Raw genomic sequence first — 15,842 nt, 5'->3', positions numbered from 1 at the left:
AACCCGCATCCAGACAGGGGATACGGGTCGGCGTCTCTTTGTTTTCGACCCCGGCTGCGGCGCCCTTTGCGCCGGCAGTCAAAGCTTCCTTATTCACCCAGAGGGCCGGTCAGAACCCCGGGACCGGGGCCGGGTTTTCCTGCATCCCGCTCTTTGACGGATCGGAGAAGCCGAGCTGCCCGTAGAGGTTGGAGCCCCAGGCTACCAGCTTCCCGTTGGCAACTGCGAAGGAGGAGTGGCCGTAGGCGTAGACCTCAGTGACGCCGGTAAGGAACACGGAAGAGGTCGGCTGCCCCGCGGTCCCCCCTGTCGCCCTCACCTGGAGCGGGTTGCTGCTGTAGTAAAGGATGTTCAGCCCGTCCTCGTGGGAGGTGGCGTTCCTGTCGTTGTTGCCGAGCTGGCCGTAATAGTTGAGCCCCCAGGCGTACACCGTCCCCTGCGGGGTCAGCACGAGCACGTGATCGGAGCCCGCCGCGAGGACGCGCTGGTTGGCCACATCTGCGGGAAGCGCCGCGGCCTTGAGGTCCGTACGGCTCCCGTTCGATCCGAGGATGGTGATCTGGTGCGGAGTGAGGACGTACTCCTTCGTGTTACCCTTGGAGTCCTTACCCAGCGTCGCCGCGTCCGTCGGGTCGATCCCTATCTGCCCCCAGCCGTCATACCCCCAGGCCCAGACGGTGTCGTCATCCTTCTTGATTACCACCGCGTAGCTGCCGCGGGCGGAGATCGCCTTCACGGGGAAGGGAAGGGAGAGAAGGTGCGCCTTGTTGGCGTAGTTAATCGGTGCCTCGTCCGGCTTGTTTATCAGGAGCTGGCCGTCGACGTTGTTCCCCCACCCCCAAACCTGGCCGTTGCTGTTCATGGCGTACGAACACGTTCCCCCTGCCGCGACGAGTACGATGTCGGAAAGGGGCGCATTGGTGCTCTCATCAATTACCTGGACGGCGCGGGTCTTCTGGCTGAAGCCGTTGTCACCGTTGCCGAGCTGCCCGGCGCCGTTATCCCCCCAGGCCCAGACATTGCCGCCGGAGATCGCCAGGGAATGGTACCCGCCGGCAGCGACGCCGGTTACGCCGGTGAGGATCGAGCCGTCGTTCTCTTTCAGGACGTTCACCGGAGTCTTCGAGGAGGCGCTGCTTCCGGTTGTGACATCCCCTCCGAGCTGGCCGTACTGGTTCGAGCCCCATGCCTGGACCGTGCTGTAACGCTGGAAGGCGAGGGTGTGGGCGCCGCCCGCCGCGAAGCCGTCGACCCGATTCAGGGAAAGGCCCGACACCTTGTTGAAGGATGACTGGTTCTTGAGGTCACCGGTGCCGAGCTGGCCGAAGGCGTTGTACCCCGAAAGCACCGTCGTGTTGTTCTTGAACACTGCGGTGTGGGCATAGAAGGTGCTGACCGTCTGAGGCACAGTGTCGTTGCTGGAAGATCCGCCGCATCCTGCAAGAAAAGCAACGGAAAGCGCGCAAAGCCATAGCCTGGAGGATTGCAACAGATTCATAAGAGAAAGTCCCTCGCTTCAATAAATTTAAGACAGCGGATTTAACTATACATGCGTAAGAAAGTCAAGGACGACTCCGCAGTTGACACAGCGCTCTCCTTGCATGTAAAAATGAGAAATTACTACACCTATTGCGGAGGCAGCGACAAGAAATGGCGATTGAACCGAACAAGGTTATCTACTCCATGATCGGAGTGAGCAAGTTTTACGACAAGAAGCCTGTCCTCAAAGACATCTACCTCTCCTACTTCTACGGCGCGAAGATCGGCGTGCTCGGTCTGAACGGCTCCGGGAAGAGTTCGCTCCTGCGCATCCTCGCCGGAGTGGACAAGGAGTACAACGGCAAGACCGTCCTCTCCCCCGGCCACACCGTCGGCTTTCTCGAGCAGGAGCCGCAGCTTGACCCCTCGAAGACGGTGCGCCAGTGCGTCGAGGAGGGTGTGCAGGAAGTTGTCGACCTCGTGAACGAGTTCAACGAGATCAACATGCGCTTTGGCGAGGAAATGTCCGACGCCGAGATGGAAAAGCTGTGCGACCGCCAAGCCGCGGTGCAGGAGAAACTGGACCACCTCGACGCCTGGGATCTGGACAGCCGCCTCGAGCTGGCGATGGACGCGCTGCGCTGCCCCCCGCCCGAAACGAACGTCGCCAACCTCTCCGGTGGTGAAAAGAGGCGCGTGGCGCTTTGCCGACTCCTTTTGCAGAAGCCGGACATCCTCCTTCTGGACGAGCCGACAAACCACCTTGACGCAGAGTCCGTCGCCTGGCTGGAGCAGCACCTGCAGCGCTACGCCGGGACCGTCATCGCCGTGACCCACGACCGCTACTTCCTCGACAACGTTGCCGGCTGGATCCTGGAGCTCGACCGCGGCCAGGGGATCCCGTGGCAGGGGAACTACTCCTCCTGGCTGGAGCAGAAGGAGAAGCGCCTGGCGCAGGAGGAGAAGACCGAGAGCGAGCGGCAAAAGACCCTGAAGCGCGAACTGGAGTGGATCAACATGTCTCCGAAGGGGCGCCACGCGAAGGGGAAGGCGCGCATCACCTCCTACGAGGATATGCTCAACACCGAAAGCGAAAGAAGGGCGCGCGACCTGGAGATCTACATCCCACCCGGGCCGCGTCTCGGCGGGGTCGTTGTGGAAGCCAGCGGCGTCAACAAGGCGTACGGCGACAAGCTCCTCATAGAGGGGATGGAATTCCGCCTGCCGCCGGGTGGCATCGTCGGGGTCATCGGTCCGAACGGCGCAGGGAAGACGACCCTTTTCCGCATGATTACCGGCGAGGAGAAGCCCGATGCCGGCAGCTTCAAGATCGGCGACACCGTGAAACTCGCCTATGTGGACCAGAGCAGGGACGCACTCGACCCGGAGCAGACGATCTGGGAGGTGATTACCGGCGGGCAGGAGCAGCTGCAGCTCGGGAAGCAGCTGGTGAACTCCCGTGCCTACGTGGCGAGGTTCAACTTCTCCGGGAGCGACCAGCAAAAGAAGGTCGGCATGCTTTCCGGCGGCGAGAGGAACCGCGTGCACCTCGCGAAGATGCTGAAGGACGGCGGGAACGTCATCCTGCTGGATGAGCCGACCAACGATCTCGACGTCAACACCATGCGCGCACTGGAAGAAGCGCTGGAGAACTTCGCCGGCTGCGCCGTAGTGATCTCCCACGACCGCTGGTTCCTGGACCGCATCGCCACGCACATCCTCGCCTTCGAGGGTGACAGCAAGGTGTTCTGGTTCGAGGGGAACTACTCCGAGTACGAAGAGGACCGCCACGCCCGTCTCGGCACCGCAGCGGACCAGCCGCACCGCATCAGGTACCGCCAGCTCACCAGGGCCTAAAAAGAAAAAGGCGCCTCCGCACAGGGGGCGCCTTTTTTGATGTCTTTCAGGTTCTCAGGAAATTTCTGCAACGCAGCGATCTTCCAGGAACCACCGCACGCGACCTCACGTCCCCCCCTTTGCGAAGGGGGGACAGGGGGGATTTTGCCTTTTGCTGAACATGCCACCCACGCAGGCTACCTACCTCTTCCACCCCAGCCCATAGAGCACCTCATACGTCGCCGGAATCCCCTTCGGCCCACCATGCTCCCTGCGGTATATCTCCATCATCTCCAGCATCACTCGCCGCTCCGATAGCCCCTTGCGCACGACAGGCGCGACCGTCTTCGCCCCGATCTCCTTCAGCGAGCGCAGAAGCTCCGGCACATCAGCGTGATACTCCCTCTCCAGCTCGGACTCCACCTGGCACTCCTCAAATCCGGTCCTGTCGAGGGCCGCGAGCACCTCAAGGCATGAGAAGAAAGCGAGGCTCCTCTTGCTGCCGCCGTCCGCCCGGTCGTAGGACTCGCGCAGCTCGAAAAGGGTGTCCTCGCCGAAGAGCGCAAAGCAGAAGAGCCCGCCGGGCTGCAGGACGCGGTACGCCTCAGCGAAAGCGTTATCCAGTGTCGTGAGCCACTGGAAGGTGGAGGTGGAAAGAACCAGATCAAAGGAGTCTGCCGGAAAAGGCAGATGCTCGGCATCCGCATTTAGCACCTCTATTCCGGTGCCGCGCAGCGACGCCGCTGCGCTCTCGCACATCCCCGGCGCGAGGTCGACTCCGCTTGCGGCGGCCTCAGGGTACGCAAGATGAAGCGCCGCGAGGAGCCGTCCGGTCCCTGCCCCCACATCGAGAAGCCGCCGGGGGCGCACCCCTGTCCTCTCCAGACGCTCCAACAGCTGATCCACAACCGCGCGCTGCACTACTGCATGTCTATCGTATTGGTGCGCCTGCCTGTGAAAAGCATTCCGCACCTTCTCCCTATCCAAATGGTCTCTCCTCAAATCACGTCCCCCCTCCCTTGACGGGAGGGGGACAGGGGGTGGGTGAAGCTGCCATCAGCTCATTGGCGGCACCATCCCCCCACCCTGGCCCTCCCCCGCAAGGGGGGAGGGGATGGTTCTAGCCTGAGGCTGCACTCGCAAATACAGGCACTCACCGCCCCAGCCCCTCCAGAAACTCCGCGAGAATCTCGTTGAACTCCTCCGGTCTCGTCATGAACGGCGCGTGGCCGCAGCCGTGCATGAGGCGAAGGTCGCCATGCGGAAGTCGGTGTGCCGCATATTGCGCCGCCGAAGCGGGGCAGATAGTGTCGCTGTCGCCATGGACCAGGAGGACCGGACATCCAATCTCCGGCAGCAGTTCCCGCAGATCCGCCGTGTCGAGGATCTGCAGCGACTTCAGTACCGCCTCGCGGTCGGGGGAATGCCCTCCCATGATGATCTGGTGCACGATGCGTTGATACTGCTCGGGAGGCATCTCATCAGGCACGAACATCCCCTTGAAAAAGTCCCCCATCGCCCGCTGGTAATCCCTGCGCAGCCGCAGCCCCAGCCCCTTCACCTCTGCCTGCGGCTTCCCGTGCTCGTAGTCAGGTGCGATGGTAAAGCGCGGTGTCACCCCCACCAGGACGAGTGCCGCGACGCGGGAGCGGACCCTCGAGTAGCTCTGCAGCGCCACCTGCGTCCCCATCGACCACCCCACGACGATCGCGTCATGCACGTCCAGACGCTGGAGTAACTTCTCAAGATCCGCGGAGTACGCCTCCAAGGTGTACTCATCTGCCGTCGCAGACTGCCCGTGTCCCCGAAAGTCGGGGAAGATAAGCCGGTTCTTCTCGGCGAAGTCGCGCTGGAAATGCCAGACGCGCCCGGACATACCCCAGCCGTGGAGGAAGACGATCGGCCTGCCGCTCCCCGTCTCCTCGAAATGCAACCTCACCCCATCCAGATCAACAAAAGGCATCGTTACCCCATTTCCCCAGATTTGCGCCGCTCCATCCGCCTGCCGCAGACGCGTGCAATCTTCTCCGCGGCATCAATGAGCTCCGCCTCGGCATGTGTCGCCATGACGGTACAGCGCAGCCTGCAGCTGCCGGCAGGCACCGTCGGTGGGCGGATTCCCTGCACAAAGAGACCTTCCTCCAAAAGCTCCCGGCTGATCTGCATCGTCTCCTCCGCACCTCCCACAAATACCGGCACGATCTGCGTCTCGCTCCCCATGGTGTCGAGCCCCGCCTCGGCCAGGCGGGCCTTGAAAAGAGAGACGTTTGCCGCCAGCCTTTCCCTCAAGCGCGCCCCTTCCGGCGAGTCGACGAGCTCGACCGCTGCCAGCGAGGCGGCCAGCACCGCGGGAGGAAGCGAGGTCGAGAAAATGAAGGAGCGCGCCCGGTTGACGAGGTATTCGCACATCTCTGCCGACGCAGCCACGTACGCGCCGTAGCTCCCGAAACCTTTCCCCAGAGTCCCCATCTGGAGATGTACCCTCTCCAGAACGCCGCAGATCTCCGCGGAACCTCGCCCGCTCTCGCCGATCACCCCGCAGCCATGGGCATCGTCCACCATCACCAGCGCACCGTGCTCCTCCGCGAGGTTCACGATCTCTTTCAGCGGCGCGATGTCGCCGTCCATGCTGAAGACGCCGTCGGTCACGATAAGGCAGCGACCGTTGCCGCGCTTCTCCCTCAGGAGCCTCCCGAGCGCCTCCATGTCCCGGTGCGGGTACCTGAAAAAATTCGCCCGGGAGAGAAGGGCGCCGTCGACTATGCTCGCGTGGTTCAGCCGGTCGGAAAGGATGACGTCGCCGCGGCCGACTACCGCCGAGATGATGCCGGTATTGGCGGCGTACCCGCTGTTGAAGAGAAGCGCCCGCTCTGTCCCCTTGAAAGCCGCCAGCCGCGCCTCCAGCTTTTCATGGAGCTCCATCGTCCCCGACACCAGCCGGGAAGCTCCGCTCCCGGTGCCGAGGGCAGCAGCCTCCGAAGCAGCCTCTTTCAGTGCGGGGTGATCGGCCAGTCCCAGGTAGTTGTTGGAGCACAAAAGGAGCGCGCGTTTCCCTTCAACCTCCACCCAGCTCCGCTGCCCGCCTCCGACCGTCCGCAGGGTGCGGTACAGCCCCTCGGCACGCAGCTCATCAAGCTCCTCTGCAAATGAACGCACATCTCCTCCAAGCAAAATGTCTCCACACCGGGCCAAACGGTGAACTGCCAGTTTGTAGCACACCGGGGCGAGCCTCGTCAACCAAGGAGGTACGGGTAGGGTTGACAACTACCCCTCTTGCGGGACGATATCGACGATGGTGATTTCGGGGGGAGCGAGGACCCGCATGGGGGGCCCCCATGTCCCGGTTCCCCTGCTCACATAGAGGTGCGAGCCGGGGCCTGCGCTGGAGAGACCCATCGGGGCGGGGTAAAAGAGGTGAGTGAGGAGGTTGAAGGGAAAGATCTGCCCCTTGTGGACATGCCCGGAGAGTTGCAGGTCAAAGAGCCCTCTCGAGTCGGGGTGGACGGCGGGGCGGTGTTTGAGGAGCAGGATGAACTTTTCCCGCGGGAGCGCCTTCAGTAGCGCCGGCTCCGAGATCGGCGACGAGCTGTGGATGAAGGGGTCGTCCACACCGGTAACGGTGAGGGCGCCTGCCATATGCGCCGCGTCACCACGCAAGAGGGTAAATCCGCTGCGCCTGATGAACCCGACTGAGGGGGCGATCCCGGCGATCGCCTCGTGATTGCCGGTGACCGCAAACTTGCCGAGCGGCGGTTTTACCTGCTGCAGGACTTCGTCCAGCCCCTGCAGACCGTCGACCTGCCCGTCGATGAGGTCCCCGGTGCAAACGAGGAGGTCCGGCTGCGCGGCGATTACTTCCTGCAGGATCTGGAGGAGGCGTTCCCGCCCCACCACTAGCCCCAGGTGCACGTCGGAAAGCTGGACGACCCGCACCCGCTTCGGCAGCTTTTGCGTCTTCACCGTGACGTGCTCCACGCGCAGCTTTCGGGCATCGAAGAATCCGTATGTGGCGGCCGCGACCGCGAGCACCAGGGATACTGACAGTGCCGCTGCTGAGGGGATCTGGAAGATTTCGCGGCCGAGCAACTTGGCGCCCGTCCAGAGGACGCCGCGCAGAAGGTCGATGGCGACGGAGGCGCTGAAGAAAAGGAAAATGCACCCCATCCAGGTATAGCCGACATAAGCGACGGCACGCGCAGCGCCCTCAGCATCGTGACGCTGCAGCAGCCGCACAATGATCGGTGCGGCGACCATGAAAGCGCAGAGCACCCCGAGAAGCGGGGACCACGGAGGGTGCAGATCGAAGGCGCGCACGGTCCTGAACCAGAGGTAGAGATGGATGCCGCCGTAAATGGTCAGGTAGGCTGCGAGGAAGAGGGACATGGTGGCCTTTCCGTGGGAACGGGGAAGATGCCGGGGGGTCGAATTTGGACGTGTCACCCGCCGCGACACATCTTCATGAGCTTATCATCCGCTGCGAAGGCTCGTCAACGTTCACCGGTTTGGTTTGTGCAAGTACTGCGGAATCCTCGTCGCGGAAGGTCCAGAGAACCGTGAAACGGCAGGATACGGATGAGCATTACCGCCACCCGTCACAACGCTGCACTCTTTTTCAGCACAACTCAGGAAGGAGCGGAGAAAATGGATGCACCAGCAGGAAGCAGAATAACGGTTCACTACATCGGCACCCTCGATAACGGCCGCATCTTTGCCAGCACTACGGAGGAGGAACCGTTGGTCTTTACTGCCGGTGAGGGGGAGCTTTTCCCGAGGCTAGAGGAGGAGATCGCCGGCATGGAAGTCGGCGAGGTCAGAAACATCCTCATCCCCTGTGCCGACGCCTTCGGCCCCCGACTGCAGAAAAATATCATCAAGGTGCACCGCTCGACCTTCCCGCACGGAAAGGTCATCGCCCCGGGAGACAAAGTTGCTGTGGAGTTCGGCGGCAAGGGTGAGCGTGTAATGGTGGTCGCTGCCGTCGACGCTGACGGCATCACTCTGGACGGGAATCATCCGCTGGCGGGACAGGACCTCACGTTCGCCCTCAAGGTTGTGGCGGTGAGCCGGGAGCTGGCGGAGCAGCACGCTCCCCCTCTCTCTTCCTGAACATGCGCCAGTCCCTGCCAAGGATCAGCCTCGCCCCTCGCTTGAAGGTCGTATAGGACCACGCCCACTGCAGCACGACGGCGAAGCGGTTGGCGAATCCGGTGAGGTAGTAGATGTGCACGAAGAGCCAGACGAGCCAGGCAATCCCCCCCCTGAACTTTATGCGCCGGAACTGCCCCACCGCCTCGTTTCTGCCGATGGTGGCGAGCATCCCCTTGTCGATGTAGCGAAAGGGGGTGCGCTCCTTCCCCTTCACATCGCGCACGATATTTCTCGCGGCCTTTCGACCCTGTTGCAGCGCGACCGGCGCAAGCCCCGGCAGCGGATTGCCGTCGGCACCGTCAAAGTGGGCGAGATCTCCAGCCACGAAGAGATAGGGGAACTCCTTGATGCTCAGATCGGGCTGCACGATGACCCGCCCCTGACGGTCGAGAGGCACCCCCATTCCCTGTGCCAGATCAGACGACTTCACACCCGCCGCCCACAGGATAGTAGCGGACGGAATGAACTCGTCCCCAGCAGTGACCCCATGATGGTCAACCGATTCCACCCTCACGCCCGTGCGCACCTGCACGTGGAACTTCTTCAGTATCTCCGTGGCGAAGTCGGAAAGCTCCTGGGGAAATGCCGCGAGTATGCGAGGCCCGGCCTCGATGAGGATCACCCTGCTGCGCCGGGAGTCGATCTTTCTGAAGTCCCTGACCAGGGTAAAGTGGCACATCTCGGAGATTGCGCCGGCAAGCTCGACCCCGGTCGGCCCGCCTCCGATAACGACAAAGGTGAGGAGCTTGTCCTGGGTGGCGCGGTCCGAGGTCATTTCCGCCTCTTCAAACGCCGTCAGGATGCGGCGCCGGATCTCCGTGGCCTGCTCCACGGTTTTCAATCCCGGGGCATGGAGCTCCCAGTCGTCGTGGCCGAAGTAACTGCTCGTTGCCCCCGACGCGAGGATGAGGTAATCGAAAGAGACCGGCAACTGGCCGGACAGGAAAACCTGGCGCCGGGAAGGATCGATGGACGTCACCTCCGCCATCAGGACGCGGATGTTCTTGTAACGAACCAGCACGTTTCGAATCGGCGCTGCTATGTCCGAGGGATTGAGTCCCGCTGTGGCGACCTGGTACAGAAGAGGCTGGAAAAGATGGTAGTTCCTGGCGTCGATGATGGTAACCGAGATGCCTGGCACATTACCGAGGACCTTCGCGGCATTCAGCCCCGCAAATCCCCCTCCCACGATCGCCACGTGCTTCTCTTGCTGGTTCATACACGTGTCCTCCGGATTCATCGTCCACTTTCAAGTGTACCTTTTTCTCCAGCTATGCGCCGAGCGCCCGGCGGCAGGAACACCTCCCGGAATTGGAGAGGACCCGATGGTGTAATGTTGTAATGTAGGCCGGGATAAGCCGGAGGCGTTCCCGGCATCGCCCCGGGACAAGCTGCACAAGAGCTGCCGGAAACGCTCCGCTTATTCCGGCCTACATTACTATGCCCCCCTCGTCGCCTATACCATTGATTACATCTAACGATATAGTAGACTTCACCCTGAACCCGAAGCCCCGCCTTTTCCGCCAGTAGCGATGCCCCGACCGAAGATAATCAAAAACCCACAGGAGGAAGCGCCATGTCTGACGAATTCAGGGATCGCGAGTTATCTGCCATTGTGGAGATCCAGGTACGAGCAGCGAATCTGAGGGTAGCAAAGGTCAAGGCCGAGAAGGAGTTCATAGAGCTGCAGGGGAAGGAAGTCACCCCGGAGGAGAAGGCGGCGATCGAGAAAAAGCACCGCATGATCCTTTACCAGCTCGAACTGGAGGGCGCGGAGATCGAGCGCGATTTCGTGGAAAAGTACCGCTCCAAGATCGCAGGGCTGTCGGTGAGATACCCCGGCCTCAGCATCGACGGCGTCAGCGGCTGCCCGTTCTGCACCACGTGCATCACGAGCTGCCTCCAATGCGTGACGAACTGCACCGCCTGCGTCGCCTGCTCAAACGACGTCTTCTAGATGCCCCTTAGCCTTTCGGGCGACCGCGGTCTACTTTCACCGCTCCCCCTTCTTTACCTTTCCTGCAGGAGGGAAGAAAGATTATGCGACTGGATTGCACTGTACTCGGCAGGGATCATGAGATCACCGATGCCACGGTACCTGTCATATCACCGTACTGGCGCCTGAAGCGCTCCGGCGAGTGGTCGCTGCTGCAAAAGTACGAGCCGGAGCAGATCGCCTATTCCATCCTATCGCCGCTCATGGCTGCGACCCTCTCACTCATGGACGGCAAGCTCAATTTCCGCCACCTCTCGATGGTCGTTCAATACGCCCACGCGATGGAGTCCCTCGAGAAGTCGCAGCAGTTCCTTACTGAGGTAATCTCCTCTGCCAACAAGGAAAATGACGCAGTGGTGGAAATGAGCGACGAACTCGCCCCATATGTAAAGAAGTACGACCCGTTCGCCTTCCTTGAGGCGCCGGTCGACGGAGCTTCCCAGAAAAGGCCCCCCGCGCCATTGTCGCTCAACCTGATGTTTTCCAACGACTGCGAGACCAGCTGTCTGTACTGTTATGCCCATCGGCGCAGGGTGCCGCAGTCGGAGCACCTTTCCACCGAGCGGTGGCTCGAGATATTTCAGGAGGCACGCGATCTCGGCATGGATATGGTGACCCTTTCGGGGGGGGACCCCCTCTTTCGTAAAGATGCCCTGATCCTCCTCGAAGAGCTCATAAGGCACAGGATGCTCTTTCTTCTTTCCACCAAGTGCCACGTAACCCGTGCAATGGCGGGCGCTTTGGTGGATATCGGCATGGCTGAGCCGGTGAACCAGTATGTCCGGGAGATCCAGCTCAGTATGGACGGTCCCGACGCACAGACCGCAGACACTATGGCAGGGAGTCCCGGCTTCTTCGAAAGGGCAATGGACAGCGTCCGAAACCTCTCAGGCAGAGGACTCAACCTCCGGGTCAAATCTGTGGTCACGCCGCTGAATGCGCCCCGGGTGTACGACTGGATCGAGCTTCTCTACGATATGGGGGTGCAGCAACTGTCGGTTGCTGCCTACAACAGGACGTGGCACAGGCATGACGACGGCCTTTTCCTCACCAGGGAAGACAGGCACAGCATAGCCGAGCAGTGTGCGCGGGCGCGGCAGGATTTCCCGGGACTTGAGTTGAGAATGACCGGACTGGAAGAGGCGCCTGCAGACGGCGAAGAGCCATCTGCCGCAGCCTTCCCCGGCGCCGAGGCATCGTTCGCTCCCGAAGTATTGAAGTCGAAAGCGGAGGCATGGCTGATAAGGTCGCACTGCTCGGGAGGACGCAGCAGCATGACCATTACTCCCGATGGAAAGGTTGTCCTTTGCGATACAATTCCCCAGGAGGGAGTATTTATAGTCGGGGATGTGCGCGACCGCTCGGTGCTGGAGGTATGGAACAGCGAGGAGCTCCTGGAATTTGCCTATCCGGCGCAAGAGAAGTTCAGCGGCTCCGCCTGCCACGACTGCGGAGAGTTCGAGACCTGCCAGGCAGCGGCCGGGTACTGCTTCAGGGACAGCTATTTCAATTATGGCTCAGCTTTCGCGCCTCCCCCGAAGTGCCCGCACGCCCCGGACGACGGCTTGCGGATGGAGTAGGAAAACCCGGAGGAGCGCATGCACGATGTGCTGATAGCTGGTGGTGGCATAGCAGGACTGAGCGCCGCGCTGATCCTCGGACGGTGCCGCAGAGACGTCGTGGTCTACGACTCCGGGAAGCCGAGGAACTTCGTATCGAAGGCGCTGCACGGCTTTATCAGCCGGGACGGGATAAACCCCATCGAACTGAGGGATCTGGCGCGGAAGGAGTTGGCGAACTATCCTTCAGTGCGGTACGTGGAAGGGGAAATAGTCGACGCACAGGAAATAGAAGACGGCTACGAAGTGGAGCTCAGCAACGGCGCCTTTGACCGCGGCAAGTTCCTCCTGATAGCCACCGGCGTAGTTGACGTCCTCCCCGAAGTGCCGGGGCTGGAAAGGTTCTACGGGCACAACGTCTTTCATTGCCCCTATTGCGACGGGTGGGAGATGCGGGACCAGCCACTTGCGGTATATGGGGCAGGGGAAACGGGGTATGAGTACGCGCTTGAGCTCATCGGATGGAGCAAAGACGTCATCTTGTGCACTGACGGCGGAGAACCTCTGAGCGCCGAGCAGACAGCGCACCTCGGAAAGCACGGGATAGCAGTGATAACAGAGAAGATAATGGAAATGAGGGGAGAAGAAGGAAAGGAGATCAGGCTCATGTACCGGGAACGCCCCCCTCTGTCACGAAAGGCGCTTTTCTTCAACCCGGCGCAGTACCAGGCGTCGCCGCTGGCGGAAAAGCTCGGATGTCATGTGACGGGAGGTGGCGTAGTGGAGGCCGGCAAGTTCCAGCAGACCAAGGCGCGCCTCTTCGTGGCCGGCGATGCCGCCCGCTCGGTACAACTCGCCATAGTCGCCGCTTCGGAAGGGGTAGAAGCAGCGTTTGCGCTGAACACCGCTCTGCAAAAAGAAGCGACGGAGAAATAGCGATATCCCCCGGCAGCGCCCGACCCGCCGTGCAGCAGCAAGTGCCGGAAACGCTGTCGCTTATTCCGGCCTACAACGTCCACAACGTCCGTCGATCCGCGCCAGCGCAAGCCATGAAGCACCAGACGCAGAAAAGCCCCACCTCTTTCGGGGTGGGGCTTTTCAATTAAATTCCCTGCGGCGACCTACTCTCCCACACAGCTTCCCGTGCAGTACCATCGGCCCAGAGAGGCTTAACTTCCGTGTTCGGGATGGGAACGGGTGTGACCCTCTCGGCATTGCCACAGAGAAACTTTTCGCTTTCGACCTTTCGGCCTTCAGCACTTCGTTTCTCCAATCGCATAGTCATCTGATCTGTCGGCAGTCGCAGCATATAATCGGGGGGTGGAGGTCCACCCCCCTTCAATAATTTTTTATGGTCAAGCCTCACGGCCGATTAGTACCGGTAAGCTGAGTACATTACTGTACTTACACACCCGGCCTATCAACGTTGTGGTCTACAACGGGCCTTCAGGGGATTGCTCCCGGGGATACCTAATCTTGAAGGAGGCTTCCCGCTTAGATGCTTTCAGCGGTTATCCTTTCCGTACATAGCTACCCAGCGACTGCTCCTGGCGGAACAACTGGCACACCAGAGGTACGTTCAACCCGGTCCTCTCGTACTAAGGTCAACTCTTCTCAAGTATCCTACGCCCACGGTAGATAGGGACCAAACTGTCTCACGACGTTTTAAACCCAGCTCGCGTACCGCTTTAATTGGCGAACAGCCAAACCCTTGGGACCTACTTCAGCCCCAGGATGCGATGAGCCGACATCGAGGTGCCAAACCTCCCCGTCGATGTGAACTCTTGGGGGAGATCAGCCTGTTATCCCCGGCGTACCTTTTATCCGTTGAGCGACGGCCCTTCCATACAGAACCGCCGGATCACTAAGACCTACTTTCGTACCTGCTCGACTTGTGGGTCTCGCAGTCAAGCTCCCTTATGCCTTTACACTCTACGGCTGGTTTCCAATCAGCCTGAGGGAACCTTCGCGCGCCTCCGTTACTCTTTGGGAGGCGACCGCCCCAGTCAAACTACCCATCAGACAGTGTCCCCGATCCGGATGACGGACCTGGGTTAGACACCCAAACCAACCAGGGTGGTATTTCAAGGATGGCTCCACCGAAACTGGCGTCCCGGATTCACAGCCTCCCACCTATCCTACACAAGCTAATTCGAATGTCACTGTCAAACTGTAGTAAAGGTGCACGGGGTCTTTCCGTCTTACCGCGGGTACTCGGCATCTTCACCGAGAATTCAATTTCGCTGAGCCACTGGTTGAGACAGCGCGGAAATCGTTACGCCATTCGTGCAGGTCGGAACTTACCCGACAAGGAATTTCGCTACCTTAGGACCGTTATAGTTACGGCCGCCGTTTACCGGGGCTTCGGTTCAAAGCTTCACCTTGCGGCTAACAAATCCCCTTAACCTTCCGGCACCGGGCAGGCGTCAGACCCTATACGTCGTCTTGCGACTTTGCAGAGTCCTATGTTTTTAGTAAACAGTCGCTACCGCCATTTCTCTGCGACCCTCCTCAGCTAGGCGAGCGAATCGCTTTCACCAAAAAGGGCATACCTTCTCCCGAAGTTACGGTATCATTTTGCCGAGTTCCTTAACCAGTGTTCTCTCAAGCACCTTAGGACATTTATCCTCACCCACCTGAGTCGGTTTACGGTACGGTCACCTGCTGTCTGAAGCTTAGAGGCTTTTCTTGGAAGCATGGGATCGACGACTTTACGGGGATACCCCCTCGTCATCAGCTCTCAGCGTTGAATAGAGAAAGGGATTTGCCTCCTTCTCCCGCCTACAGCCTTAAACCAGGACAACCAGCGCCTGGATCGCCTACCCTTCTCCGTCCCCCCATCGCAACAACAGGTGGTACAGGAATATTAACCTGTTTCCCATCAACTACGCCTTTCGGCCTCGCCTTAGGGACCGACTAACCCTACGCAGATTACCTTTACGTAGGAAACCTTGGGTTTTCGGTGACAAGGTTTCTCACCTTGTTTTTCGCTACTCATGTCAGCATAATCTCTTGTGATACCTCCAGCCGTCCTCGCGGTCGACCTTCACAGGCTTACACAATGCTCCCCTACCACTCGCTCCTTAAGAAGCGAATCCGCAGCTTCGGTACTACGCTTGAGCCCCGTTACATTTTCCGCGCAGACCCACTCGACCAGTGAGCTATTACGCTTTCTTTAAAGGATGGCTGCTTCTAAGCCAACCTCCTGGTTGTCTGGGCATTTCCACATCGTTTTCCACTTAGCGTAGATTTTGGGACCTTAGCTGGCGGTCTGGGCTGTTTCCCTTTCGACCGCGGATCTTATCACCCGCGGTCTGACTCCCACAGTAACAGTTAACGGTATTCGGAGTTTGGTTAGGTTTGGTAATCCGGTAAGACCCCTAGCCCATCCAGTGCTCTACCCCCGTTACTTACTCTGTGAGGCTATACCTAAATATATTTCGGGGAGAACCAGCTATCTCCGAGTTTGATTAGCCTTTCACTCCTATCCACACCTCATCCCCTGGCTTTTCAACGCCAGTGGGTTCGGGCCTCCACGAAGTGTTACCTTCCTTTCACCCTGGACATGGATAGATCACCCGGTTTCGGGTCTACTCCCAGCAACTATGGCGCCCTGTTCAGACTCGCTTTCGCTGCGGCTCCGTTCTATGAACTTAACCTCGCTGCTGAGAGTAACTCGCTGACTCATTATGCAAAAGGCACGCGGTCACACTGGATTGCTCCATAGTGCTCCCACTGCTTGTAGGCATACGGTTTCAGGTTCTATTTCACCCTCCTCATTGGAGTACTTTTCACCTTTCCCTCACGGTACTAGTGCACTATCG

11 protein-coding genes and 2 rRNA genes (1 of these 13 cut by a window edge) are annotated in these 15,842 nt (G+C 60.2%); 5 read left to right on the top strand and 8 right to left on the bottom strand.

Features of this window, described 5'->3' with window-relative positions:
• Positions 1-109 precede the first annotated feature (109 nt).
• Entirely contained in the window at positions 110-1,408 is a 1,299-nt protein-coding gene (locus LPW11_RS11960; RefSeq protein ID WP_230994116.1) for an RCC1 domain-containing protein, read from the bottom strand.
• 242 nt (positions 1,409-1,650) lie between these two features.
• On the opposite strand from LPW11_RS11960, the gene ettA reads away from it, so the two are divergent.
• Entirely contained in the window at positions 1,651-3,336 is a 1,686-nt protein-coding gene (ettA, locus tag LPW11_RS11955) for an energy-dependent translational throttle protein EttA (RefSeq protein ID WP_230994115.1), read from the top strand.
• A 180-nt stretch (positions 3,337-3,516) separates the two neighbouring features.
• Here ettA and bioC read toward each other — a convergent pair whose 3' ends face one another.
• From bioC to LPW11_RS11935, 4 genes are all read right to left on the bottom strand, one after another.
• The gene (gene bioC / locus LPW11_RS11950; RefSeq protein ID WP_230994114.1) at positions 3,517-4,302 is read right to left on the bottom strand and encodes a malonyl-ACP O-methyltransferase BioC; all 786 of its coding nucleotides are present in this window, start codon (positions 4,300-4,302) and stop codon (positions 3,517-3,519) included.
• 166 nt (positions 4,303-4,468) lie between these two features.
• Positions 4,469-5,278, bottom strand: coding sequence for an alpha/beta fold hydrolase (locus LPW11_RS11945; protein WP_230994113.1), 810 nt, complete (start codon positions 5,276-5,278; stop codon positions 4,469-4,471).
• Positions 5,279-5,280: 2 nt separating this feature from the next.
• A complete protein-coding gene (gene bioF, locus LPW11_RS11940) occupies positions 5,281-6,471 on the bottom strand; it encodes an 8-amino-7-oxononanoate synthase (protein ID WP_230994112.1) in 1,191 nt (396 codons plus the stop codon).
• Positions 6,472-6,579: 108 nt separating this feature from the next.
• On the bottom strand, positions 6,580-7,698 hold the full coding sequence (locus tag LPW11_RS11935; protein WP_230994111.1) for a metallophosphoesterase: 1,119 nt from the start codon (positions 7,696-7,698) through the stop codon (positions 6,580-6,582).
• A 258-nt stretch (positions 7,699-7,956) separates the two neighbouring features.
• On the opposite strand from LPW11_RS11935, the gene LPW11_RS11930 reads away from it, so the two are divergent.
• The gene (locus LPW11_RS11930) at positions 7,957-8,421 is read left to right on the top strand and encodes an FKBP-type peptidyl-prolyl cis-trans isomerase (RefSeq protein WP_230994110.1); all 465 of its coding nucleotides are present in this window, start codon (positions 7,957-7,959) and stop codon (positions 8,419-8,421) included.
• Here the strand turns inward: LPW11_RS11930 and LPW11_RS11925 are convergent.
• Positions 8,360-9,682 (bottom strand): NAD(P)/FAD-dependent oxidoreductase, encoded by a 1,323-nt coding sequence (locus LPW11_RS11925; RefSeq protein ID WP_230994109.1) that lies wholly within the window; start codon positions 9,680-9,682, stop codon positions 8,360-8,362. The genes LPW11_RS11930 and LPW11_RS11925 overlap by 62 nt on opposite strands.
• Before the next feature lie 357 nt (positions 9,683-10,039).
• Between LPW11_RS11925 and LPW11_RS11920 the strand changes: the two genes are divergently transcribed.
• The 3 genes from LPW11_RS11920 (at position 10,040) to LPW11_RS11910 (ending at position 12,954) form a co-directional block, all read left to right on the top strand.
• On the top strand, positions 10,040-10,420 hold the full coding sequence (locus tag LPW11_RS11920) for a hypothetical protein (protein WP_230994108.1): 381 nt from the start codon (positions 10,040-10,042) through the stop codon (positions 10,418-10,420).
• An 83-nt stretch (positions 10,421-10,503) separates the two neighbouring features.
• The gene (locus LPW11_RS11915; protein WP_230994107.1) at positions 10,504-12,039 is read left to right on the top strand and encodes a radical SAM/SPASM domain-containing protein; all 1,536 of its coding nucleotides are present in this window, start codon (positions 10,504-10,506) and stop codon (positions 12,037-12,039) included.
• A gap of 18 nt (positions 12,040-12,057) precedes the next feature.
• Positions 12,058-12,954 (top strand): NAD(P)/FAD-dependent oxidoreductase, encoded by an 897-nt coding sequence (locus LPW11_RS11910; RefSeq protein ID WP_230994106.1) that lies wholly within the window; start codon positions 12,058-12,060, stop codon positions 12,952-12,954.
• Positions 12,955-13,126: 172 nt separating this feature from the next.
• Here LPW11_RS11910 and rrf read toward each other — a convergent pair.
• A 5S ribosomal RNA gene (gene rrf, locus LPW11_RS11905) occupies positions 13,127-13,243 on the bottom strand.
• A 126-nt stretch (positions 13,244-13,369) separates the two neighbouring features.
• Positions 13,370-15,842: ribosomal RNA gene (locus tag LPW11_RS11900) — 23S ribosomal RNA — on the bottom strand (it continues 487 nt past the right edge of the window).

Source organism: Geomonas sp. RF6 (genome assembly GCF_021044625.1).
GTDB lineage: Bacteria > Desulfobacterota > Desulfuromonadia > Geobacterales > Geobacteraceae > RF6.
The sequence above is the reverse complement of the archived record's forward strand: the minus strand, read 5'-3'. Positions and strand labels throughout refer to the sequence as shown.